The sequence below is a fragment of the Streptomyces sp. NPDC002520 genome, assembly GCF_053595235.1.
Genome location: NZ_JBSFXG010000055.1, coordinates 27,020 through 47,892, shown reverse-complemented (window position 1 = coordinate 47,892; position 20,873 = coordinate 27,020). Strand labels below are relative to the sequence as shown.

General features: G+C 67.3%; 11 protein-coding genes and 2 pseudogenes. 9 read left to right on the top strand and 4 right to left on the bottom strand.

The window, feature by feature from the left end; genetic code table 11:
* Positions 1–647 precede the first annotated feature (647 nt).
* From ACWD5D_RS41545 to ACWD5D_RS41530, 4 genes and pseudogenes are all read left to right on the top strand, one after another.
* The gene (locus tag ACWD5D_RS41545; protein WP_451377947.1) at positions 648–956 is read left to right on the top strand and encodes a hypothetical protein; all 309 of its coding nucleotides are present in this window, start codon (positions 648–650) and stop codon (positions 954–956) included.
* Between the two features lie 433 nt (positions 957–1,389).
* Positions 1,390–3,660 (top strand): discoidin domain-containing protein, encoded by a 2,271-nt coding sequence (locus ACWD5D_RS41540; RefSeq protein ID WP_451377946.1) that lies wholly within the window; start codon positions 1,390–1,392, stop codon positions 3,658–3,660.
* A 366-nt stretch (positions 3,661–4,026) separates the two neighbouring features.
* Complete coding sequence (locus ACWD5D_RS41535) at positions 4,027–6,297, top strand: beta-N-acetylglucosaminidase domain-containing protein (protein WP_451377945.1); 2,271 nt, start codon at positions 4,027–4,029, stop codon at positions 6,295–6,297.
* Between the two features lie 222 nt (positions 6,298–6,519).
* Positions 6,520–7,393: pseudogene (locus ACWD5D_RS41530) on the top strand (IS5 family transposase).
* Positions 7,394–7,411: 18 nt separating this feature from the next.
* Here ACWD5D_RS41530 and ACWD5D_RS41525 read toward each other — a convergent pair.
* The 4 genes and pseudogenes from ACWD5D_RS41525 to ACWD5D_RS41510 form a co-directional block, all read right to left on the bottom strand.
* Positions 7,412–7,909: a DUF1877 family protein gene (locus ACWD5D_RS41525; protein WP_451377944.1), complete on the bottom strand. Its 498-nt coding sequence runs from the start codon at positions 7,907–7,909 to the stop codon at positions 7,412–7,414.
* Positions 7,910–8,169: 260 nt separating this feature from the next.
* Positions 8,170–8,358 (bottom strand): annotated as a pseudogene (locus tag ACWD5D_RS41520) (transposase); the annotation flags it as partial.
* 198 nt (positions 8,359–8,556) lie between these two features.
* On the bottom strand, positions 8,557–10,710 hold the full coding sequence (locus ACWD5D_RS41515) for an alpha-galactosidase (protein WP_451377943.1): 2,154 nt from the start codon (positions 10,708–10,710) through the stop codon (positions 8,557–8,559).
* 34 nt (positions 10,711–10,744) lie between these two features.
* Positions 10,745–11,968 carry an ROK family protein gene (locus ACWD5D_RS41510; RefSeq protein ID WP_451377942.1) on the bottom strand — a complete coding sequence of 408 codons (1,224 nt, stop codon included), beginning with the start codon at positions 11,966–11,968 and terminating at the stop codon, positions 10,745–10,747.
* Positions 11,969–12,087: 119 nt separating this feature from the next.
* On the opposite strand from ACWD5D_RS41510, the gene ACWD5D_RS41505 reads away from it, so the two are divergent.
* The 5 genes from ACWD5D_RS41505 (at position 12,088) to ACWD5D_RS41485 (ending at position 20,400) form a co-directional block, all read left to right on the top strand.
* A complete protein-coding gene (locus ACWD5D_RS41505) occupies positions 12,088–13,374 on the top strand; it encodes an ABC transporter substrate-binding protein (RefSeq protein ID WP_451377941.1) in 1,287 nt (428 codons plus the stop codon).
* A 185-nt stretch (positions 13,375–13,559) separates the two neighbouring features.
* Complete coding sequence (locus ACWD5D_RS41500) at positions 13,560–14,369, top strand: carbohydrate ABC transporter permease (protein WP_451377950.1); 810 nt, start codon at positions 13,560–13,562, stop codon at positions 14,367–14,369.
* Positions 14,366–15,193 (top strand): carbohydrate ABC transporter permease, encoded by an 828-nt coding sequence (locus ACWD5D_RS41495; RefSeq protein WP_451377940.1) that lies wholly within the window; start codon positions 14,366–14,368, stop codon positions 15,191–15,193. The genes ACWD5D_RS41500 and ACWD5D_RS41495 overlap by 4 nt, the downstream gene beginning before the upstream one ends.
* Before the next feature lie 40 nt (positions 15,194–15,233).
* Entirely contained in the window at positions 15,234–17,705 is a 2,472-nt protein-coding gene (locus tag ACWD5D_RS41490; RefSeq protein ID WP_451377939.1) for an Ig domain-containing protein, read from the top strand.
* Positions 17,706–18,030: 325 nt separating this feature from the next.
* Positions 18,031–20,400 (top strand): hypothetical protein, encoded by a 2,370-nt coding sequence (locus ACWD5D_RS41485; protein WP_451377938.1) that lies wholly within the window; start codon positions 18,031–18,033, stop codon positions 20,398–20,400.
* The last annotated feature ends 473 nt before the right edge of the window (positions 20,401–20,873 follow it).

Sequence of the window (20,873 nt, the reverse complement as noted above, 5' to 3'; positions counted from 1 at the left end):
CCGGAAGGCATCGTTGCGGCGTACGACGGAGACGGCTGCGACGAGGCTTACTGTGCCTGCGGTCACCGCCATGCCGATCGCTACCGCACGAACCTCCAGGAACGCATCCATCGAGAACGCTTGGAGTTTCACATGAGAGTGCGTCCAAGACAGCTGCTGTGCCTTCTCGCACTGATGGTCTGTCTGCTCGCCCTCGCCGCTCCCGCCACACCGGCGAGCACCGACCCCGTCCCGGTCAACGCAAAACCCGCAGTGGTACCCGCCCTCCAGAAGTGGCAGGGTCGCATTGGATCCTTCGAGCTGCGCCGGCACAGCCGCATCGTGTTCGCCGGAGCGCACCGCGACCGTCTCCGCGACCAACTCGCCACCCTCCCCGACGAGATCGAGCAGGTCACGGGGCGCAAGCCGGCCCCGTCGCCGCGCAGCCCGCAGAGCGGCGACATCGTGCTGTCGATCGATCCCACCCTGCCCGAAGCGTCGAGCACAACCTGGCCCTTGGAGCGTCAATCGGCGCAAACTTCGGCTGGTTCGAGACGAGCACGGACAGTCTCGCCAAGGGATCCAGCACCGCGGCGGTCCCTACCACGGTACGGATCTGGAACTCTGCCATCGCGGCCGGTGCCTTCACGCCCGCCCAGCAGCAGCTCATGACCGACGAGAAGAAGAACTGGCACCTGAGCGAGGTGACCGAGGGGAAGGAGTGGTCGCTGCAGGAGCTGGACTCGTCCGGCAGTCCGGTCGGTCAGGCGCAGCTGGTGCAGGCGGCAAAGCCCGGTTGCTCGTCGGCAGCCCCGGTTCCGCCGGCCCTGCGAGCCCGGGACACCCAACTGGCCGGCGTGGTCTCGTTGATCCCAAGGTCCTTCGCGACCTCCGCGATCGGCTTGCTGGTCTCGGTCACGATCCGGACAGCCCCTCACAGAATTCCGCATCAGACTTCGGCCTCTTGCCCGTCATGACTCCCAACTTCCCCTGCAGTCACGGTCTCTCCGCTACCGGGGGAAAATCACGTATCCGTGGTTTTTCCGGGTTCCGCATCTCTCGCGAGAGCGGCGGTGCCGACGGTGGGTTTACGAGCGGCCGCACCAGGAGTACCTGGGAGTCACCGCTGATCACAGCCGATTCCGCCACCGGTCACAGCACGGTCGGGCTCCGTCGCCGCCTGGTCGGTCTCGGATGTGGCGCTACTGCCGTGAAGGACGGCCTTCCCAAGCCGACAGCCCCAGTGGTCTATACCTCATCGCGAATCTCGGGTATATGTTGTTCAATCCTGCTCGGAAGTAGGTTGGAGTGTGCATGTTTGGACATGTTGCTCGACTGATCAGGGGGTTGGCGCTCGGGGCATCTGTGCTTCTCCTGGCAGTGCCGTCCGCAGTGGCCGAACCCGGTCCGGTGAAAACCGACCTCAACGCCAAGCCCGCCGTGGTGCCCGCTCTTCAGCAGTGGGAGGGCGGCACGGGCTCGTTCGAACTGCGTAAGAACAGCCGGATCGTGCTGGCCCAGAAGCACGTCGACGAACTCGATGACCAAGGCGCGCAACTGGCCACCGAGATCGAACAGGTGACGGGGCACAAGCTGGATGTTTCCCCCCGTATCCCGCAGGACGGCGACATTGTCCTGTCGATCGATCCCTCCCTTGCCGACGCGGCGGGTGGCGCCCGGTTCGCCGAGGAGGGGTACGTTTTCACGGTCACCGATCGCAACGTGACGATCGCCGCGCCGACCGCGAAAGGTGTCTATTACGGCACCCGCAGTCTGCTGCAGATCCTGCTGCTCGACGACGGTCGCGACTCCGTCCCCGTGGGCACGGCCGTGGACTGGCCGAACTACAAGGTCCGTGGGTTCATGCTGGATGTCGGGCGGCGGTTCTTCACCGCGGACTTCATCCGGGACTACCTGCGGGTGATGGGCTGGTTCAAGCTCAACGAGCTGCAGCTTCACCTCAACGACAACGGCTTCCCGCGCGGCAGGCCCTGGAGCCAGGTCGAGGCCGGCTTCCGGCTCAAGACCGACAATCCCGAGCTGGCCGGGCTGGCTTCCAAGGACGGGGCCTACGACCGCGCCGACTGGAACTCCTTCGAGGACACCGCCGCCGCGAACGGCGTCACGATCATCCCCGAGTTCGACGCGCCGGCCCACTCGCTGGCGTTCATACGGTTCCGCCCCTCGCTCGGACTCAACAACGGCGATTCAGATCACCTCGATCTGTCCAAGCCGGAGACCACCGCGTTCATGAAGTCGGTGTTCGACGAGTTCACGCCCTGGTTCCGCAGTCCCGACGTGCACTTCGGTGCCGACGAGTACAGGGCGGACAAGCCCCGCTACAAGGACTACTTCAACGAGATGGCCGCCCACATCCGCTCGCTCGGCAAGCATCCGCGAGCCTGGGGGAGCCTGTCGGTCATGGCTGCCAATGCCGACGGTTACGACCGCGACGTGACCATGAACAGCTGGAACAACGGCTGGTACGGGCCGCAGGCGCTCAAGCGGGACGGCTACTCCTTCATCAACACCAACGACGCCCTGCTCTACATCGTCCCCTTCGCGAACTACTACCACGGCCACGGGCTGGACGGGAAGTACCTCTACGACCAGTGGGAGCCGAATGTCTTCCCCGACGGGCAGAGCGTGGCCCCCGGTGACCCGCAGTTGCTCGGAGCCATGTCGGCGGTGTGGAACGACCTGACCCTGGACAACTACTCGGAACTCGACGTGCACAGGCTGGTCGAGCCCACGTTCGGCACCCTGGCCCAGAAGATGTGGAGCGGGGCCAAGGCCGGCGTGCCCTACAACACCTTCCTCGACACGCTCCGCAAGCTCGGCGTGGGCACCGGGCTGACGAAGGTCTCCACGACACTCGCCGCGCCTGCGTCGGGAGAGGTGAGCCTGGGCAAGGAAGCGACTGCCTCCGCCGGTAAGGCGGCTGCGGCCTTCGACGGAGTGCGCACCACCCAATGGTCCAGCGGTCCGGGAGACCAGGCATGGTTGCAGGCCAACCTCGGCAAGCCCGCTGCGATCAGCAAGGTCGGGCTGGACTGGGCGCCCGCCTACGGGCGGGACTACAAGATCCAGGTGTCACGGGACGGCGAGAACTGGACCACCGTCGCGAGCCGTACCGGCCACGAAGGCGCGGGGGAAGACACGCTCACGTTCGAACCGGTCACGGCCCGGCAGGTACGGCTCGTCGGCACTCAGGCGGGCAGCAAGCGGAACGGGTACGGGCTGTGGAGCATGAGCGTCTTCGAAGTACCGGACCTGGCACTGCACCAGCCGACCACCGCGTCCTCGTCCGAAGTGGCCAGTCTTGGACCGGAGAACGCCACCGACGGCGACGCCAAGACCCGATGGGCCAGTGCCTACCGCGACGGTGAATGGATCCAGGTCGACCTCGGCTCCCGGCGAACCGTCCGGCGTGTCCTGCTCGACTGGGAGAACGCCTCCGGCCGTGATTACGACATCCAGGTCTCCGACGACGCCGCCAACTGGAAGACGATGGCTTCGGTTCGGGACATGCCGGCCGGCGCCCGTGTCGACGATCTCACCTTCGACCCGGTGACCGCACGATACGTGCGGATGCAAGGCATCAAACGGGCGACCACCTACGGCTACTCGCTATGGCGTCTGGAGGTCCGTTCCATGAGCCCGGAGCCCGACCCCGCGTAACCCGCGAAGGGGCACTGAGGCTTCGAGATCACAAGGGATCCGCGCCGGTCGCGGCGTCGCCCGCGCGGCCGACGCGAATCCCCCGAAAGCCCCGTCCACCTTCGCCGCATGGCAATACGGACCGAACGACCAGGTCCTGTGGCTCCGGCCGATCCCTCCCCATCGCTTTGTCTCGATCTTCTTGGCAGGTACACCTCTGGCGGTGACGTGCTGGTCGCCGCTGGTCCGGATCACGGAGAGCTCATGAGAAAAAGGAAGATCACTCCCAGGGCCTGCCTCGTGCTGGCCGTGACTCTGGGCATTGGGATGCTCCTGCCCATGCAGGGGGCCCATTCCGCCTCCGCTTCGCAAGCGCCAGTCCCCTCGGTGTCGCCGACTCCGCAGTCGCTCGTCAGCAGCGGTGACCCCGCCGTCGTCACCGGTCGGGTGCTCGTGGTCGCCGACGGCCAGACCGACCCCGCGGCTCGCGACCGCCTCGTCCGCGAGCTCAAGGCGCACGGGGCCGACCGGGTGGACACCGTCGCCCCCGACACGATTCCCGCAGCCGCGGCCGGCCTCCTCACGGTCCGCCTGGGCCCGGCGGCACGCCCGGACATCGAGCAAGCGCTCGGCGACACGGCCGTTCCCGACAAGGCCGAGGGATACGCGCTGCGGGTCTCGGGCCACGAACCACACGCGGAGATCGCTCTCGGCGGCAAGGATGCCGCGGGTCAGTTCTACGCGGTGCAGACACTGCGTCAGTTGTTCGTCCCGTCCGACGACGGCTGGAAGGTGGCAGGCGCACAGGTCAGCGACTTCCCCTCCATGCCCCTGCGCGGCACCATCGAAGGCTTCTACGGCACGCCGTGGACGCACGCCGAACGCCTCGACCAGATGGACTTCTACGGCGACGTCAAAGCCAACACCTATGTGTATGCGCCCAAGGACGATCCCTATCACCGCAGCAAGTGGCGCGACCCCTACCCCACGGACAAGCTTTCCGAACTGGGAGAGTTGGTGGCGCGGGCCCGCGCGAACCATGTGCGCTTCACGTTCGCCGTCTCCCCAGGCGGTTCGATCTGCTACTCCGACCCCGCGGACCGCAAGGCCCTCAAGCAGAAGCTTCAGGCGCTGTACGACCTGGGCACCCGGTCCTTCTCCATCCCGCTGGACGACATCAGCTACACCCGGTGGAACTGCGCGGCGGATCAAGCTGCGTTCGGCGCGCCCGGACGCGCCGCGGCGGCAAGGGCCCAGGTCGACCTGCTCAACGACCTGCAGCGGAGCTTCATCGCCACCCACGAAGGTGCCCAGCCGCTGCAGATGGTGCCCACGGAATACGGCGATCTGACCGACACTGCCTACAAGCAGACCATGCGGGCCACCCTCGACCCCGCGGTCGTGGTGATGTGGACCGGAACCGACGTCGTTCCCCCGGAGATCACCAACTCGCAGGCCGACAAGGTGTCGACGCTGTTCGGGCGCAAGGTCTTCGTCTGGGACAACTACCCGGTCAACGACTTCGGCAACACCAGCGGGCGACTGCTGCTTGCGCCGTACGACAGGCGTGAGGCCGGTCTCTCGGCACACCTGTCCGGCATCGTGGCCAACCCGATGAACCAGCCGCACGCAAGCAAGATCGCGGTTTTCGGCACCGCGGACTTCACCTGGAACGACAAGGCGTACGACGCGAAGACCAGCTGGCCGCGCGCGATGGCTTATCTCGCGGGCGGCGATCGCGCGGCCACCGAGGCACTGCTTGTCTTCGGAGACCTCGAACATCTGGCCCCGACCTTCGGCAGCACCCCCTGGCAGCCCCAGGCACCCGGGCTGGCGGCACGCGTGGACGAGTTCTGGCGGGCGTGGGACGACGGGCGACGCGCCGACGCACTCACCGCGCTGCGTGCATACGCGGACGCCATCGCCGCGGCACCGGCCACCATTCGCGGCGGAGCCGTGGACAAGGGATTCACCGACGACGCCGCGCCCTGGCTCAACGCAACTGAGCTGTGGGGCAGGTCGATGGTTGCCATGCTCGACGCGTTCGAGGCCCGGCAGGTCGGGGACAAAGCCAAGGCCGAAGCGCTGCTCGCCGATTCGAGGGATCTGCAGCAGCAGGCCCGCGCTGTCCGGGTCACTCCGCCGCGCAACACCTGGGGCTCGGTCCAGCCCAAGGTCGGCGACGGGGTCCTCGACGTCTTCCTTGTCCAGGCCGATGTCCGGCTCCAGCTGTGGGACATCGCCGGCGGCGGGAAGAACCTCGCCGTGGAGGGCACGGCGACCGCGTCGAGTGTGGAGCAGGGCCTCGACCGGCTCGCCGCCCGGTACGTCAACGACGGCGTGATGGGGACCCGCTGGGCTTCCGGCTACTCCGACAACGAATGGGTGCAGGTCAAGCTCGCCGCGCCAGCGAAGGTCGCGGCAGTGACCCTCGCCTGGGAGAACGCCTGCGCCGCGGAGTACCAGATCCAGACCTCGGCCGACGGCACCAACTGGACAACCGCCGCCACCCAGCGTCCGGACACGTGCGGCAACGACGTGATCCGGCTCACCGCGGACGAGCCCGTGCAGTACGTTCGCATGCAGGGTGTAAGGCGAAAGACGACGTGGGGCTACTCCATCTACGAGATGGGTATCTACGGATCCCCCGTGTCCTGACCCGGGGCGGATCACGGGAGGGGAGGGCCGGGGCATCCGGACCTCCCCTCCCCTTCATCGAATCACAGCGGAGCAGCACTCCCCGCACGTTGGCCGCAGCGCGGCCAGTGCGCGCCGCAACGCCCACCGGATCCAGCCGATGCTCGCGCAGGATGTCCGGGGAAGCGGGTCAACTCCACTAGGGTCTGTTGCGAAAGTGGATCTTGAATTGCGATGATCATGGTGGTGCGAGGGGATCTGACAGACCGGCAGTGGGCCCAGTTGGAGCCGTTGCTGCCCATTGGGAAGAAGGCGGGCAGGCCGCGGACGTGGACTCGTCGGCAGTTGATCGACGGGATACGGTGGCGGACCCGAGCGGGTACCCCGTGGCGGGATGTCCCCGAGCGATACGGTCCGTGGGACCGGATATACGACCTGTTCCGCCGGTGGCAGCGCGACGGCACCTGGAAGCGGATCCTGGAGCAACTGCAGGTCCAGGCCGATGCGCAGGGTCTGATCACCTGGGATGTGAGCGTGCATTCGACTGTCTGCCGTGCCCATCAGCACGCGGCCGGCGCGCGTAAAAAAGGGATCTGCAGCGCGAGCCGCCCGGCGGGATCGACACCGAGCCGGATGACCATGGCCTCGGACGCTCCCGAGGCGGCCTGACCACGAAGATCCACCTTGCGACCGCACAGGGGCAGAAGCCAATGTCGCTGCTGATCACTGCCGGGCACCGGCACGACAGTCCGCAGTTCCAGCCTGTTCTCCAACGCATCCGCGTCCCCCGCGCCGGTCCGGGACGACCGCGCACCAAACCAGCCAGGGTTCGGGCCGACAAAGCCTACGGCTCTCGCGCGAACCGCTCCTACCTGCGCAAACGCAGGATCGGATGCACCATCCCGGAGAAGGCCGATCAGGTACGCAACCGCAAGAAGCTCGGCTCCCGAGGTGGCCGGCCGCCGGCCTTCGACAAGGAGGACTACAAGCGCGCCACGCGGTGGAGTGCGGCATCAACCGGCTGAAACGGCACCGCGCAGTGGCCACGAGATACGACAAGTTAGCCGTGCGCTACGAGGCGACAGTGCTGGTCGCCGCCATCAACGAATGGATGTGACCGGCACGCGACCACCTCTCAAGCCCACACCACCCTGACCACGGCATGGCCTGCTGCAGCCGCCCGCCCATAGAACCCTTGCAGGCGCCTGTGATAGTCGAGGAACTCCTGCCTGACCTGCGCCTCGTCCCAGCCGGCCCAGACGAGCTTGGCACCAGCGACGTTCCACAGCTCGTCGAACGAGACACGTGCGAGGAAGCCTGCGGCCTGTGACACCCCAGGCGACTCCAGAATCCCCAGGGGCGGGTTAGAGGGGTCAGCCTCGGCGCTACGTGCCACTGGCCGCCCGCCGTAAATCGGCAGCTCCCAAGAGCCGTCGGCATCCGCATCGAGGACATCGGCAGCGGCATAGAGGTCATTGACGGAGCCCCAGACCTTGTCGATCGACTCGGCGATGCCCGCTGCGTACTCGTCGGGGTGGTTCTCCCAAGCCTCCCACATGAACGCTGCAAGCCAGGTGTGGTCGTCCCGGATCTCGGATTCCGCGACGGCGCGCATGTGCATGTGGATGCTCACGGCAACGAGTCCTCCCAGTTCGACGGCCCGCCTGTCGGGCCGAACGAAGAGAACCTACTCGACGCCACTGACGGCGCGATGCCCGTCCCTTAACGCCGGGATGCCCGGCTATGTCAGGACGCCGTCCGACACCCGAGCTCCGCGTGTCGTCGAGATCGACCACTGCGGACAGGTACACATCCGTACAGACTTTCGCAACAGACCCTAATTGACGATGTTGCGTAGGAACTTGTCCCTGGGCGTTCTTGTTCCGCCCATTAGATGATGTAGCGGCGGATCATGCTGTCCTGCTCTTTGTGGCTGGCGTGGTCGGTGCCGTCGAGGGTGAAGTAGAGCAGGGCGGTGAACTGGTCGATGCGGTTGAGCCAGGAGGAGTTCGTCGGGGTGTAGGCGATCTCCACATAGGTGTCGCAGACGATGGCGATCCGCACCGTTTCAGGGTGGAGGCTGCAGCAGTCTTCGGTGCTGTGGGAGATCCGACGGCGGCCGATGCGGGCGTGAGCACGCGCCTCCGGATGAGGATCGGGCTGCAGTTCTCGGATCCGGCCTGGTTCCCGGATGGCATCCGGAAACCAGGCCAGCACCACTACTCGTGAAGCGGGTAGCGCATGCGCAACGTCATGCGGTCCCGAGGTGCCATGGCCGGATCAGAGGGCGCGCAGGTGGACAAGCGCCGCGCTCTGAGGTGCCCGCGCGGGACCCGGCAAGCCTAGTGTTCCCAGCGCCGCGCCGGAGGCCTGGATGCCCGTGACTTCCCAGGTCACCGACGGGTCGGTGGGAGCGACGAGCGAGGCACGGTAGGTCCGGTCCGGATCGAGTCCCGGAATGCGCAGCCGCGGTGGCACGGGCACGATCTCCTCGAGCTGGGCGTAGGAGAAGAGCGCCTCCGAGCGGTCGCGAGCGACCACTCCATGCGCGAGCAGACCGTCGGGCAGTTCGACGCGTGTCAGCCGCCCCGTGTGCAGGAGCGTGCGGTGCCGCTTGTAGAGGCCGATCCAGCACGCGAGGCGGTCCAGCTCGTGAGCCGGCACCTTGGTGAGGTCCCACTGGATCCCGAACTGGCCGAAGAACGCAGTGGCCGCGCGGAGGTCCAGAGAGCTCGTCCGGCCGGTCTGGTGGGAGACCGGCGCGGCGACGTGAGCGCCCAGGTACTCCAGCGGGGCGAGCTGGGTGGTCCAGTGCTGGATCGGCTGGCGGGACAGCGGATCGGTGACATCGGAGGTCCAGGTGCTCTGGACTCGCTCGAGCACGTCCAGGTCGATCCTGCCGCCTCCCGAGGCACAACTCTCCCACGAGATACCGGGATGGCGGCGGGCCAGCTCGTCGAGGAGCTCGCGGAAGGCAAGGGTCTGCCGCCGTGACGCGGGCCGGCCAGAGCCGCGCGAGTCACCGCCGTCGATCTGGTCGCGATTGAGGTCCCACTTGACGAAGTCGATCCGGTGCGCTGCTACCAGGCGACTGAATGCGTCGACCAGGTGCGACCGCACATCGTTCCGGCTGAGATCGAGCAGGTAGCAGTTGCGTTCCAGCACGGGTGTCCGGTCGCCCGTGCGCAGGATCCAGTCGGGGTGGTCCCGGTAGACCGCGGAGTTCGGGTTGACAGCCTCAGGCTCCCACCAGAGTCCGAACTCCATCCCGTTCTCGTGCACACGGTCCACAAGCGGTGCCAGCCCGTCCGGCCACACGACCGGGTCCGGGGTCCAGTCGCCCAGGCCGTCGTCGAGGGAGGTGCGACCCGTGAACCACCCATCGTCGAGCACGAAACGCTCGGCGCCCAGCTTGGCCGAGATGTCGACCAGCGCGGTCAGCCTGTCGAAGTCGTGGTCGAGGTAGACCGCCTCCCACGGATTGAACATGACGGGTGCGGGCGATGCCGGATGGGCCGCGAGCGACCGGACGTACTGATGGGTCGCGTCCGCCAGGCCGTCGAGCCCGCGCGTGGACGCGGCCACGTGCACCCACGGCGTCGTGTACGTCTCGCCCTCGGCGAGGACCAGCTCGCCGGGGTGCAGCAACTCGCCGGCCCGGACCACGGCGGCGCCGGAGCTGAGCTGCTCGACGGCATACCGGTGGTTGCCGCTCCAGGCGAGGTGGACGCCGAGCACCTCACCCTGACCGTAGCCGAAGCCAGGGGTACCGACCACGATCAGGCCGGTGCCGTCGAGGATGCGCATGCCGCGGCGGTGTTCCCGGACCCATTGCCCGTCCGAGAGGGCACGGCGCTGGGGCTGCCGCTCGCGGGCCCATCGCCCGGTGAAGTCGAGGATCTCGCCGGCGCCGGTCGGAACGGGGATGACCACGTCGAGCGCGTCGACCACGTAGGGACCGGCACCGACGTTGGTCAACAGGTGCCGGAGACGGAGTCCTCCCCCCGGGACGGCTTCGGCCTCGAAGCGCAGTTCGAGTCCAGCTGCCTCGTCGGTGGCCTGGACGACGAGCGAGCCGTCGTCGCACCGCACTGCGCCGGGACCGAACGCGGTGGACCAGTCGCTCCCGGGGCCTTCGGCGCCGATCCGGTGGCCGAGCAGCGCGGGCCGTCCGAGGTAGCCACGCGCGTGCTCCGGGAGCACGCTGACCGGCGAGCCGGTCAACCAGGAGTTCCAGGCCGTGGTCTCGACCGAGGCCGGGATCGTCAGGGATCGGACGTCCGTCGCCGTCAGGGAAAGCCCCACCCAGCCGATGTCGGGCAGGCCGTCCGCCCGCGGCAGCAGGACCATCGTTGTGGTCTCGGTCCCGCCGAGACCGGAGAGGGACACGGGGGCGGTGGGCGCGGGCACGGCGACGCGTCCGGGCTCGATCATTCGGTGGCTCCTTGGTGCGGTGAGAGGGGGCGGATCAGGCCTGCACGGCGAGCAGGCGCGCCTTGAGATCGTCAAGGGCCAGCCGGGCGGCACCGAGGGCGACGGACTCGTCGCCGAGCAGGGACACGCGGAACTCGGGCAAGTCGATTGAGGTTGCGGCCAGGTGCCGCTCGAACGGACCGGCGAGTACGTCCCCCGCGCGGGACAGACCGCCGCCGAGCACGACGAGGTCGGGGTCGACGGCGTGTACCAGGGTGGAGGCGCCCAGGGCGAGGGCCTCGGCGACGCGGTCGACGGTGCGCACCGCAGTGCGGTCGCCGTTCGCGGCCGCCTCGAAGAGCGCCCGGACGTCGTCGCCCGTGGACTCCTCGGCGGTTGAGCCCGCGAGCTTGCGGCTCTCGTGGTCGAGCTGCGCCATCGCGTCGGCCCACCCCAGGATCTTCATGGAGCCGACGGAAGCTGCCAGGCCGTGCCGTCCGTTGTGGATCTGCCCGTTGATGACGATCGCGGCCCCGAGGCGGCGGCCGGCGTGCATGTAGACGAGGTCGCGTGCCTCGGTGGCGGCGCCCTGCCACTGCTCGGCCACGGCCGCGAGGTGAATGTCGTTGGAGATCAGCACGTCGCGCTTGAAGCGCCCCGACACCTCCGCGACCACGTCGATCGTGTCGAAGCCGGGGAGCGAGTAGACGTCGAGGTCCCGACCGGCCGGGACGCTGCGGACGTCCTTCACTTCAGAGTTGTTGGCGGCCACGCCGGTGATGCCGCAGCCCACCGAGCGGATCCGTTCCCAGTTCGTCCCGGTCTGCCGGACGGTCGCCTCCATCAGACGCGCCGCGGCCCCGATGCGCCCGGCCGGCCTGAGGGTGGAGTCGACGCTGCGTCTGCGCACCGCCACGACGTTCCCGCGCAGATCGCAGATGGCCACGGCCACCTTGTGGGCGCCGATGTCGACTCCGACGACGGCGAAGTTCTCGGCCGCGATCTCGTAGCGCCGGGCCGGCCGTCCCGCGGACCGCTCGCCGCTCGGACGCCCGAGCGCCTCACGGACGAAGCCCTGGTCAAGCAGCGTCGCCAGCAGTTCCTCGGCGGTGGGGCGGGAGACTCCGACGGTCTTGCGCACGTCGCTGACCGTCAGCGACGCGGCGTCGAGGAAGGCCCGCATCGCGGCTGCGAGGTTGAGCCTCCGCAGCAGGTGGGCATCGCCCGCGCGGCCCGAAGGGGCCGCGCTGCGCTGGGTTTCACGGGTGTCTTGACTCACAGCCTCAGGCTATCTACATTGACGCCCTAACAGCAATATTGACAAGTAACTTACTTTACCAAACTGGCGTCGAGCGGCATCCCCTGATGGGTTCGACCAGCAAGGAAAGCAGGGGTTCGATGGGCAAGCGGACCAACCGTGTCGCGATGGCCACGGCACTGGGCCTCGTCGCACTGACCGGCTGTGCCGTCGGCGGCGAGAGCGAAGGCGGGGGTGGGAAAGGGGGCGGCGACGTGACGCTGAGCGTGCTCACCTTCGAGACACCCAACCTCACCGCCTCCTACTGGGACGACATCATCGCCAAGACCAGCGCCAAGGTGCCGGGGGTGAAGATCAAGAAACTCGTCGCGCCGAGTGCCGAGCAGCGCAACGAGTACGTGCGCCAGCTCGACTCGACCGGCGCACTGCCCGACATCATGGTCGCGATCGACCCTGCCGGACTGGCGGAGGGCGGCAAGCTCGCCCAGTTCAGCAAGAAGGAACTGGCGGACTGGGTCAACCCGACCGCGAACAGCTTCAACGGCAAGATCTACCAGCTGCCCACCAACTCGCAGACCTGGCAGATCTACTACCGGAAGGCGGCCTTCGAGAAGGCGGGCATCACCACTCCTCCGAAGAAGTGGGACGACCTGCTCGCCGCGGTCGGCAAGCTGAAGGCAGCGGGGATCAAACCGTTCGTCATCGGCGGCGGTGCACCGGACGGCCTCGGCCCGCGGTGGACCTTCGCCCAGCTGATGGCCGACGAGGTCTACGCCAAGGACCCGAAGTGGCTCGACAAGCTCGTCACGGGGAAGACCGACTTCAGCGACCCGCTGTTCGTCAACGCCGCGAGCAAGATGAAGGCACTGGCGAGCAAGAACAACGTCGACAACCTGTCGGCCACCTACGCACAGGCGCAGGAGGCGTTCCTCGCCGGCAAGGGCGCCATGTACCCGATGGGCTCGTGGTTCCCGGCAGCCCCGAACAAGACGCAGCAGAAGCAGATCGGCGTCTTCCCCATGCCCACGCAGGACGGCTCGCTCGCCCTGCCGGTGTACACCGGCGGCGGGCTGTCGGTGAACGCCAAGGCCGCCGACGTCGCCAAGGCCAAGAAGTGGGCCATCGAGTTCTCCAAGCTCAACGCCGACGGCGGGGCGCGGTACGACGGCCTGTTCGTCGCCCTCAAGGGCTACAAGCCGCCGGCCGGCCTGCCGCCCCTGTACAACAAGACCCTCGATCTCTACAACAAGGCCCAGTCCAGCGGAACCGTGACGCCGAGCTTCGGTAACGAGGGCGGCATTCCGGCCCTGCCGTCGGGCTTCATGCCCAAGGTCGACGCGGCACTGAACGATCTCCTCAACGGCCGCACGGACGTGAGCCAGTTCGTCGTGACGCTGAACAAGCAGTTCAAGGAGTTCTCGAAGTGACGCATCCCCTGCGCTCCCGGACGGGGACCGCTGCCGCCGGAGGAGTCCGGCGGCCGGGTCAGCCGCAGCCCGCTGCGGTCCCCTCCGGGCGTACGGGTGGGCCGCACCGGCGCCGCACCAGAACGTGGCCGTCGGTGGGAGCCTTCACCGTCTTCGTCCTGCCGACCATCACGGTCTTCACCGCGATGGTCCTGGCACCCATCCTCTGGACCCTCTACATCGGGATGACCGACGAACGCGCCACCCGCCCTAAGACCTCGTTCGTCGGCCTGGACAACTACAGTTTTCTCTTCGGGGACGAGGAGTTCCGGCACTCCCTGTGGAACACCGTGGTGATCACGGTGATCGTGGTCCTGCTGACGAACCTGCTCGGTCTCGCGATCGCCCTGCTGCTGCGCCGGCAGGGCCGGCTGTACAGCCTGCTGCGCGGCGTCTACTTCACACCGGTGATCCTCTCCGCAGTGGTGGTGTCGGTGATCGGGCGCTCGATCCTGGCGGACGACGGCCTGCTGAACAGCACGCTCGTCTCGATGGGCGTCAAGAACCCGCCGGGCTGGCTCACGGATCCGTCGTACGCGATCTACTCCGTCTCCGGAATCATGGTCTGGCAGATGCTCGGTTTCGCCGTCGTGGTCTACCTCGCCGGGCTCGCGGGGATCCCCGTCGAGCTCGAGGAGGCGGCGAGCCTCGACGGCGCCGGCCCCTGGCAGCAGTTCCGCGCGATCACCTGGCCGATGCTCGCGCCCGCGTTGACGATCAACACCGTGATGCTGATGATCAGCACGTTCAAGGTATACGACCAGATCGCCGTGCTCACCAACGGCGGCCCCGGCACCAACGGCACGGCCACCGTCGCCTTCGAGGTGATCCGCACCGCCTTCTCCGAGCAACGCCCGGGAATGGCGTCCGCGATGGCCGGGATCATGCTCGTCGTGGTGTCGATCGCAAGCGTCACCACGCTCAAGCTGCTGCAACGACGAGAGGCGAACCTGTGAACTCCCGCACGCCATGGGTCCGCCCTCTGCTGGCCACCAGCGTGGCGGCCGTCTTCTGCCTGCCGCTCTACGTGGCGCTGGTCAACGCCTTCAAACCCAGTTCCAAGGTGGTCGCATCGCCGCTCGCGCTCCCGGTTCCGCCGACCCTCCACAACATCGAGCAGGTGCTGCGGCGGCCTGACGGGCTGTTCTGGTACGGCCTCGCCAACTCCGTCATACTCACCACCTTGTCGATCCTCATCACCACCCTGCTGGCCGCGATGTCGGCGTACCATCTCGTCCGGTCGGACCGCTGGTGGAGCCGTGCCGTCATCGGCGTCATGCTGACCGGTCTGATGATCCCGCCCGCAGTGATCATGCTTCCGATCACGCGGATCCTCGACGCCATCGGGTTGATGCACACGATGCCGGGCGCGGTGCTGGTCGACGTCGGCTACTACCTGCCGTTCGCGGTGCTCGTCTTCATGGGATTCGTCCGTTCGATCCCGCGCGAGCTCGAAGAGGCCGCGGCCGTCGACGGTGCCGGGCGGTTCCGGATCTTCTGGCAGGTGGTCTTCCCACTCCTGCGGCCGGCCTCGGCCAGCGTGCTGATCTTCCTCGGAGTCTGGGTCTGGAACGACTTCCTCACCCCGCTGCTCGTCCTGGGCCCGGGATCAGGGAACACCGTGACCGTCGGGATCTTCCGCTCCATCGGCCCCTACCAGCAGGACTTCGGGGCGGTGTTCGCCTTCATGCTGCTGGCCACACTGCCCGTCCTGGCCTTCTATCTCGCGTTCCAGAAGCACTTCGTCCGCGGCCTGACCGGAGGTGCCACGAAGGGATGACCGGCACGAGCGGCCGGTTCAGCGCAATATCCATTGAAAGATGAACAGGAGCACCACCATGCGGTTCTCGAACCCCAGCACGAGATCCCAGACCACCCCGAGAAGAGCCGAACGGCGTCGGCGGACGGCCGGCGCGGCGGCAGTCGTGATGCTGACCGTCTGTACCCTGCCCGCGGTCGGCGCACAGGCGGCGGGAGCACAGCCTGGCGGAACGACTCCGTCGATCGACATCCAGGCCGGCTATCTGGACATCCAGCTCGACAGGGCTGGGACGGTCGTAGGCTTGGACGACATCAGGACCGGGGTCGACTACATCGCGTCCGGTCATGCGGCATCCCTGGTCAGCCTGGTCGTCGATGGCAAGCAGGAGCGGCCGACCTCGGTGGTCCGTTCCGGCCCCGGCGGCCAGATGCTCACGTTCCGCAACGAGGCGGCGCACTGGACGATCAAGGTGAAGCTGGTCGGCAAGCGCGGCTACACCACGTTCGAGGCAGTCGCCGTCGACGCGCCCAAGAACGTCGATGTGCAGACCCTGCTCTGGGGCCCACTGGCCACGTCGATCTCCAAGACGGTCGGCACATCGGTGGGCGTGGTCCGCAACGACGATTTCGCCATCGGGCTCCATCCGTTGACCGACCGTACCGAAGGCGCCTGGCCGCAAGAGGACCAGGACATGGGCTGGGAGAACGAGGTCGACCACGACCCGGACCACGTGAGCGTGGGTTCTCTGGAGCAGTGGAGCGCAGCAGGCGTGACCTCTTGGGGTTCCGTACTGCGCGCCTTCACCTTCGACTACACCAAGCAACGCAACCGCGTGGTAAGCGGTTATCCGATCCCGGTCGGGTCGCTGCCCGGCCGCGAGGGCGAGATCGCCGGCTCCAAGATCGCACTCTTCGGAGCCGCGCCCGAGGTGACGCCGACGATCCTGTCCAACATCGCGGCGGGCGAGAAGCTGCCCTACCCGACGCTGAACGGCCAGTGGCAGAAGGCATCCCAGGCGAGCAACCAGTCATGGCTGGTGCTCGGCGACCTGAAGACCGACAACATTCCGGCGGCGGCCCGATTCGCCAAGACGGCCGGCATGAACCGCATCTACTCACTTACCACCAACTACGGGCCATGGAAGTCGCCCGGCCACTACCAGTTCGACTCGAGCCTGGGCGGGAGCGACGCCGGGGCTGCCGCAGCTGTGGACATCGCCAAGGCCAACGGTGTGCAGCTCGGCGTACACACCCTGTCGGACTTCATCGGCACCGGCGACGAGCCCTACGACTGGGCCTTGATGCCGCGAGACCCCTACGTAACCGCACCCGCCGACAACCGGCTCGTGACGGGGGGCACGGCCTCGCTCACCCGTCCGCTGACGGCCGGCGACACCACCGTGTACCTCAACTCCGGCGCGCTGCTCGCTGACGGAGTGCACTACAACTACTTGCGTATCGGCGACGAATTCGTCAGCTACGGAGCAGCCGAGCAGGTCGGGAACGAGTGGAAGCTGACCGGCGTGCAGCGCGCGCGATGGGGATCGGTCGCGGTCTCACACGCTGCGGGCGACCGCGCCGCTCGAGTCGTGGCCAACAGCTACGGCGGCGCGCTCGGTAACCATGCCGTCCTCGGCGAGATCAGCGACAGGCTGACCACCGCGTGGAACAACACCGGCATCAACGGTATGTCGTGGGACGGCCTGGAGTCGGCATCGGACTCCGGCTGGGGCGCTTACGGCATGGCTAACCTCGTCAACAGCACCTTCCGGCGAATCAAGGCCAAGGACGGCTTCATCTCCGAGACCAGCCGGATGACCTCGAACACCTGGGATGCGCTGACCCGGGCCAGCTGGGGTGAGGTCGGCAGCACCTCCATGGAGCAGGTGTTCAAGAACAACACGTACCTCCAGGCGAACTACCTTCCCGGAATGCTCGGCTGGATCAGCCTGAAGGGCTCGGACAGTCTGCTCACCATGGAGTGGAAGCTGGCCCGGGGCGCCGGTCTGAACGCCGGGGCAGGTTTCCAGAGCAAGGTCTCCAGCCTCGTGTCGGGCGGGGAGAACACCACGCGGCTGCTCGAGGCCATCCGGCAATGGGAGACGGCACGCAACCTTGGTGCGTTCACCGCGCAGCAGCGGGCGCAGTTCCGCGACCTGACGACGAACTGGCACCTGACCGTGGTCGAGCCGGGCAAGCGATGGTCCTTGCAGGAGTTGGACGCTGACGGCAAGCCGGTCGGCGCCCCCCAGGCCGTCGTCGCTCCGACCCCGGAACTCGACGCCGGGGCACTGCCTGCCGCGGCCAAGGGAGACCTGTACGAGGCCACCGTGAAGACCAACACGCCGGCGACCACGCGATACGCGGTGACCTCGGGAGCCCTGCCTCATGGGCTGGTGCTCAACGCCGACACCGGTGGGATCGTCGGAACCCCGGTCACCCCGGGAACGGCGCGGTTCACGATCACGGCCTACCGGAGCTCCGGCCAGCCGCAGGCTCACCGCGACTACAAGATCGACGTCGCAGGTTAGCCCGGTCGGGCCGTACATGCGTGGACGATCACCGTCACGCTGAAGAAGGCCTGCACGTGGGCGTACGTCGAGGGGCGAACGCCGGGCGTACGCCCACGTGTTGGCACACCATCGGCCACATAGCAGGACTTCGAGGCGGTGTTCGACTTGACGTGGGCCGCCCTGCAAGCCCTTCGCCCGCGGCCTGGCCGTGGCACCACGAAGCCTGAATCGACTCGCCTCGGAAGAGGCCTGCTACGGCCGTCACAGCCCTCTGCCATCCATCCGCTCATCGTCTCACCGATGTCACGCCGCTCTGAGCGTTGCTCTCGTCGAAGGGAAGCTCATGGACAGGGATCAGCAACTGACGCGTCGCAAGATGTTGCGCGCCATGGCCGCGACCGGTCTCGTCGCCACCGTCGTCCCCCTTGCAGTGCGGGCCAGTGCGAGCGCCGCGACGACGAGCCCGGCGCCGGGCACGGACTGGGTCGTCCACCCGGTGACCACGCCGTCGGCCATCTCCCGCCACGGTCGCACCGTCACGATGGCCAACGGGATCGTGCAGCGCTCCTTCCACACCGCACCGAACTTCACGACCACCTCGCTGAAGAACCTGGGTACGGGTCAGGAGATGCTCGACCACACTGGCGAGCCGGAGGCAACGATCGTCCTGGACGGCACCACCTACGACGTCGGAGGCACGAACGCGTCCGGTGGTTTCGTCTACGCCTCGTACCGGATCGAGGAGAGCACGCAGAAGCCGTACGAGTGGACCCCCTACGAAGACGATGGCGTGACCCTCAAGCCGTACGCGGAGAAGCGGCCATGGCCCGCCGAGGGCAAGGCACTCGTGGTCACCTTCCGACCCCACCCGAGTCTCGCGGAGAAGCTGGACGGCGTCACCGTGACCGCGCGCTATGAGATCTACGACGGTATCGCTACCGTCATGAAGAAGGTCTCGGTGGACAACACCAGCGCGACGCCGGTCGTGATCGACCAACTCACGGTCGACCGGTTGCACGTGCGCACGCAGCTGGAGGGGCGGCTCTACATGGACACCGATTACCACGGTGGCACCGACAACGTGTACCGGAACAACGACAAGGACCGTACCTACACGGTCACCGACCACGGCGACTACACGACGTACACCGTCCTCTACAAGGAGGGGCCGGCGTACCGCATCGGGACCGAGGTGCCGCACTGGGGCGGGCACTTCGACGGGTTCCGCAGCTTCCAACTGCTGCACAGCACCGATCACTATGAGGCGCAGCAGATGGAGATCAAGGCGATGTACCGCACGCTCGCGCCTCAAATCACCGAAAATCCGCTCTTTTACCATCTGATTTCGGACAACCCGACCGCCCTGCGGGATTCGGCTGCTGACTCCGCCGCCTTGGGCTTCGAGCTGATGATCCAATCGTTCGGCAGCGGGTTCAACATGCTGAACACCGATCCGGCCTATCTCGCGCGGAAGAAGGCCGACTTCGACGCCCTGCGCGCTCGTGGCGTCACCCCGGGCGGGTACGTGCTGCTCACCACCGGAACGATCTTCGACTCAGCTGAGAGCAGCTGCGCGCGCACCCCGTGGGGGACCGTGATGGGCCTGGGCACCAAGGGCTTCGCGGAGTTCGAGCACCGGATCCAGAACACTCTGGACACCACAGGTCTCAGCTGTGTCGAGCTTGACGGGCCATGGCCCATGTTCCGTTGCGATGAGACCAACCATGCCTACGCCGACGGAGGTGCTGACACGGTCTACAAGCAATGGACGTTCAGCAACGACCTCTACAGGATGATGCGCGAGCGCGGCACCTACATCAACGCGCCCGACTGGCACTACTTCAACGGCAGCAACAAGAACTGCATCGGCTACCAGGAGAGCGGCTGGAGCCAACCGCGTCAGCAGCAGCTGATGCTCGGCCGGCAGTACATCTACAACGGCACGTACGAGAAGTGCCCGTCGGCGTGCTGGACGTTCATGCCGATCGATGTCTACCACAGCGGCGGCACCGCCGCCGCTTTCAAGCCGCTCAAGAAGAACCTGGTCGACTACAGCTGGGCAACCGGCCAGAGTTTCCTGGCCGGTGTCAACCCGACCTTCCGGGGCACGACACTGGACGACGGCGATCCCGACGTCCGGTCAGTGGTGAAGTACTGGGTGGATGTGTACAAGACCTACCGCGGCCTTGTCACCGCCGACATCGTGCATCTGATCCCGCCCCGGCAGGAGCCCGGCAACCTGGCCCGCGGCACGGGCATCGACGCGTTCATGCACGCACGATCCGAAGGCAACGAGCGCGCTCTTGTCGCGGTGTTCAACCAGACGGACGAGGAGCGCACCCAGAGCCTGACCGTGCCGCTGTACTACACCGGCATGACTGACCTGGCTCAGGCGCCTCAGCCGGTCCCGGGGTCGTACCTCGACACCAAGGACATCCCTGTCTTCGGCTCCAATAGGGTCGCCGAGCGCTACCCGAAGCCGAGCTGGTCGGGCAGCTACCCCAGCGCGGCACCCACCGGCACCAGCGTCGACGTCTACCGCGAGGGGGAGGGAACGCCTCGCAACCTCACCATCGACTCCAACGGCAACCTCCAACTCGAGGTGACCCTGCCGCCGATGACCTTCACGTGGTACGTCGTGACCCCCCACAACGTCACACCGGTGTCCCCGCCGGTCAAGCCCGCCGCGCTGCCGACCTCCGGGTCCAGGTGACCAGCGCACCGTTCGATCATCCGTGTGGCGTGCACCTGCACGCCGCGCGGGATCGCGGAGGCCGTGTGCTCGCCAGCGCTCCGGCCGGGGAGACCGGCGCATCAGGGGGAGGCACGGGTTGCAGCCGGGTCGCAACGGGTGCTCCGCTCTTCAGCGGGTCACCGTAGCCCGATCCTGTGCAGGGGAATGGGCTGGTAGCAGGGAGATTGCGCTGCGATCTGGGCGAGCCCGCCACCGGCGGTCACGGTGGATCTGACGACCGATCAGGTCACGCCATCGTGAACCCGCCGAGGCCATCGTCACCGTGCGCCGCATGCTCGGGCCCGTTCCCTGCGGCGCCCGCTTCGACCACATCCGCGAATCGGCACAACCATTGGCCCTGGAACTGACCCAGATCCTTGCTAACTTGGACGTTCCGTCGACGAACTCGACACCGTTCACACTGCCTTTGTGCCCCTCCGAGGCACGGAGTC

Excerpts from the sequence above, each read along its gene's own strand:
- ACWD5D_RS41545 (WP_451377947.1), top strand. The coding sequence starts at position 648 with ATGACCGACGAGAAGAAGAACTGGCACCTGAGCGAGGTGACCGAGGGG.
- ACWD5D_RS41515 (WP_451377943.1), bottom strand. The coding sequence starts at position 10,710 with ATGATCGAGCCCGGACGCGTCGCCGTGCCCGCGCCCACCGCCCCCGTG.
- ACWD5D_RS41505 (WP_451377941.1), top strand. The coding sequence starts at position 12,088 with ATGGGCAAGCGGACCAACCGTGTCGCGATGGCCACGGCACTGGGCCTC.
- ACWD5D_RS41500 (WP_451377950.1), top strand. The coding sequence starts at position 13,560 with ATGGTCCTGGCACCCATCCTCTGGACCCTCTACATCGGGATGACCGAC.
- ACWD5D_RS41490 (WP_451377939.1), top strand. The coding sequence starts at position 15,234 with ATGAACAGGAGCACCACCATGCGGTTCTCGAACCCCAGCACGAGATCC.
- ACWD5D_RS41485 (WP_451377938.1), top strand. The coding sequence starts at position 18,031 with ATGGACAGGGATCAGCAACTGACGCGTCGCAAGATGTTGCGCGCCATG.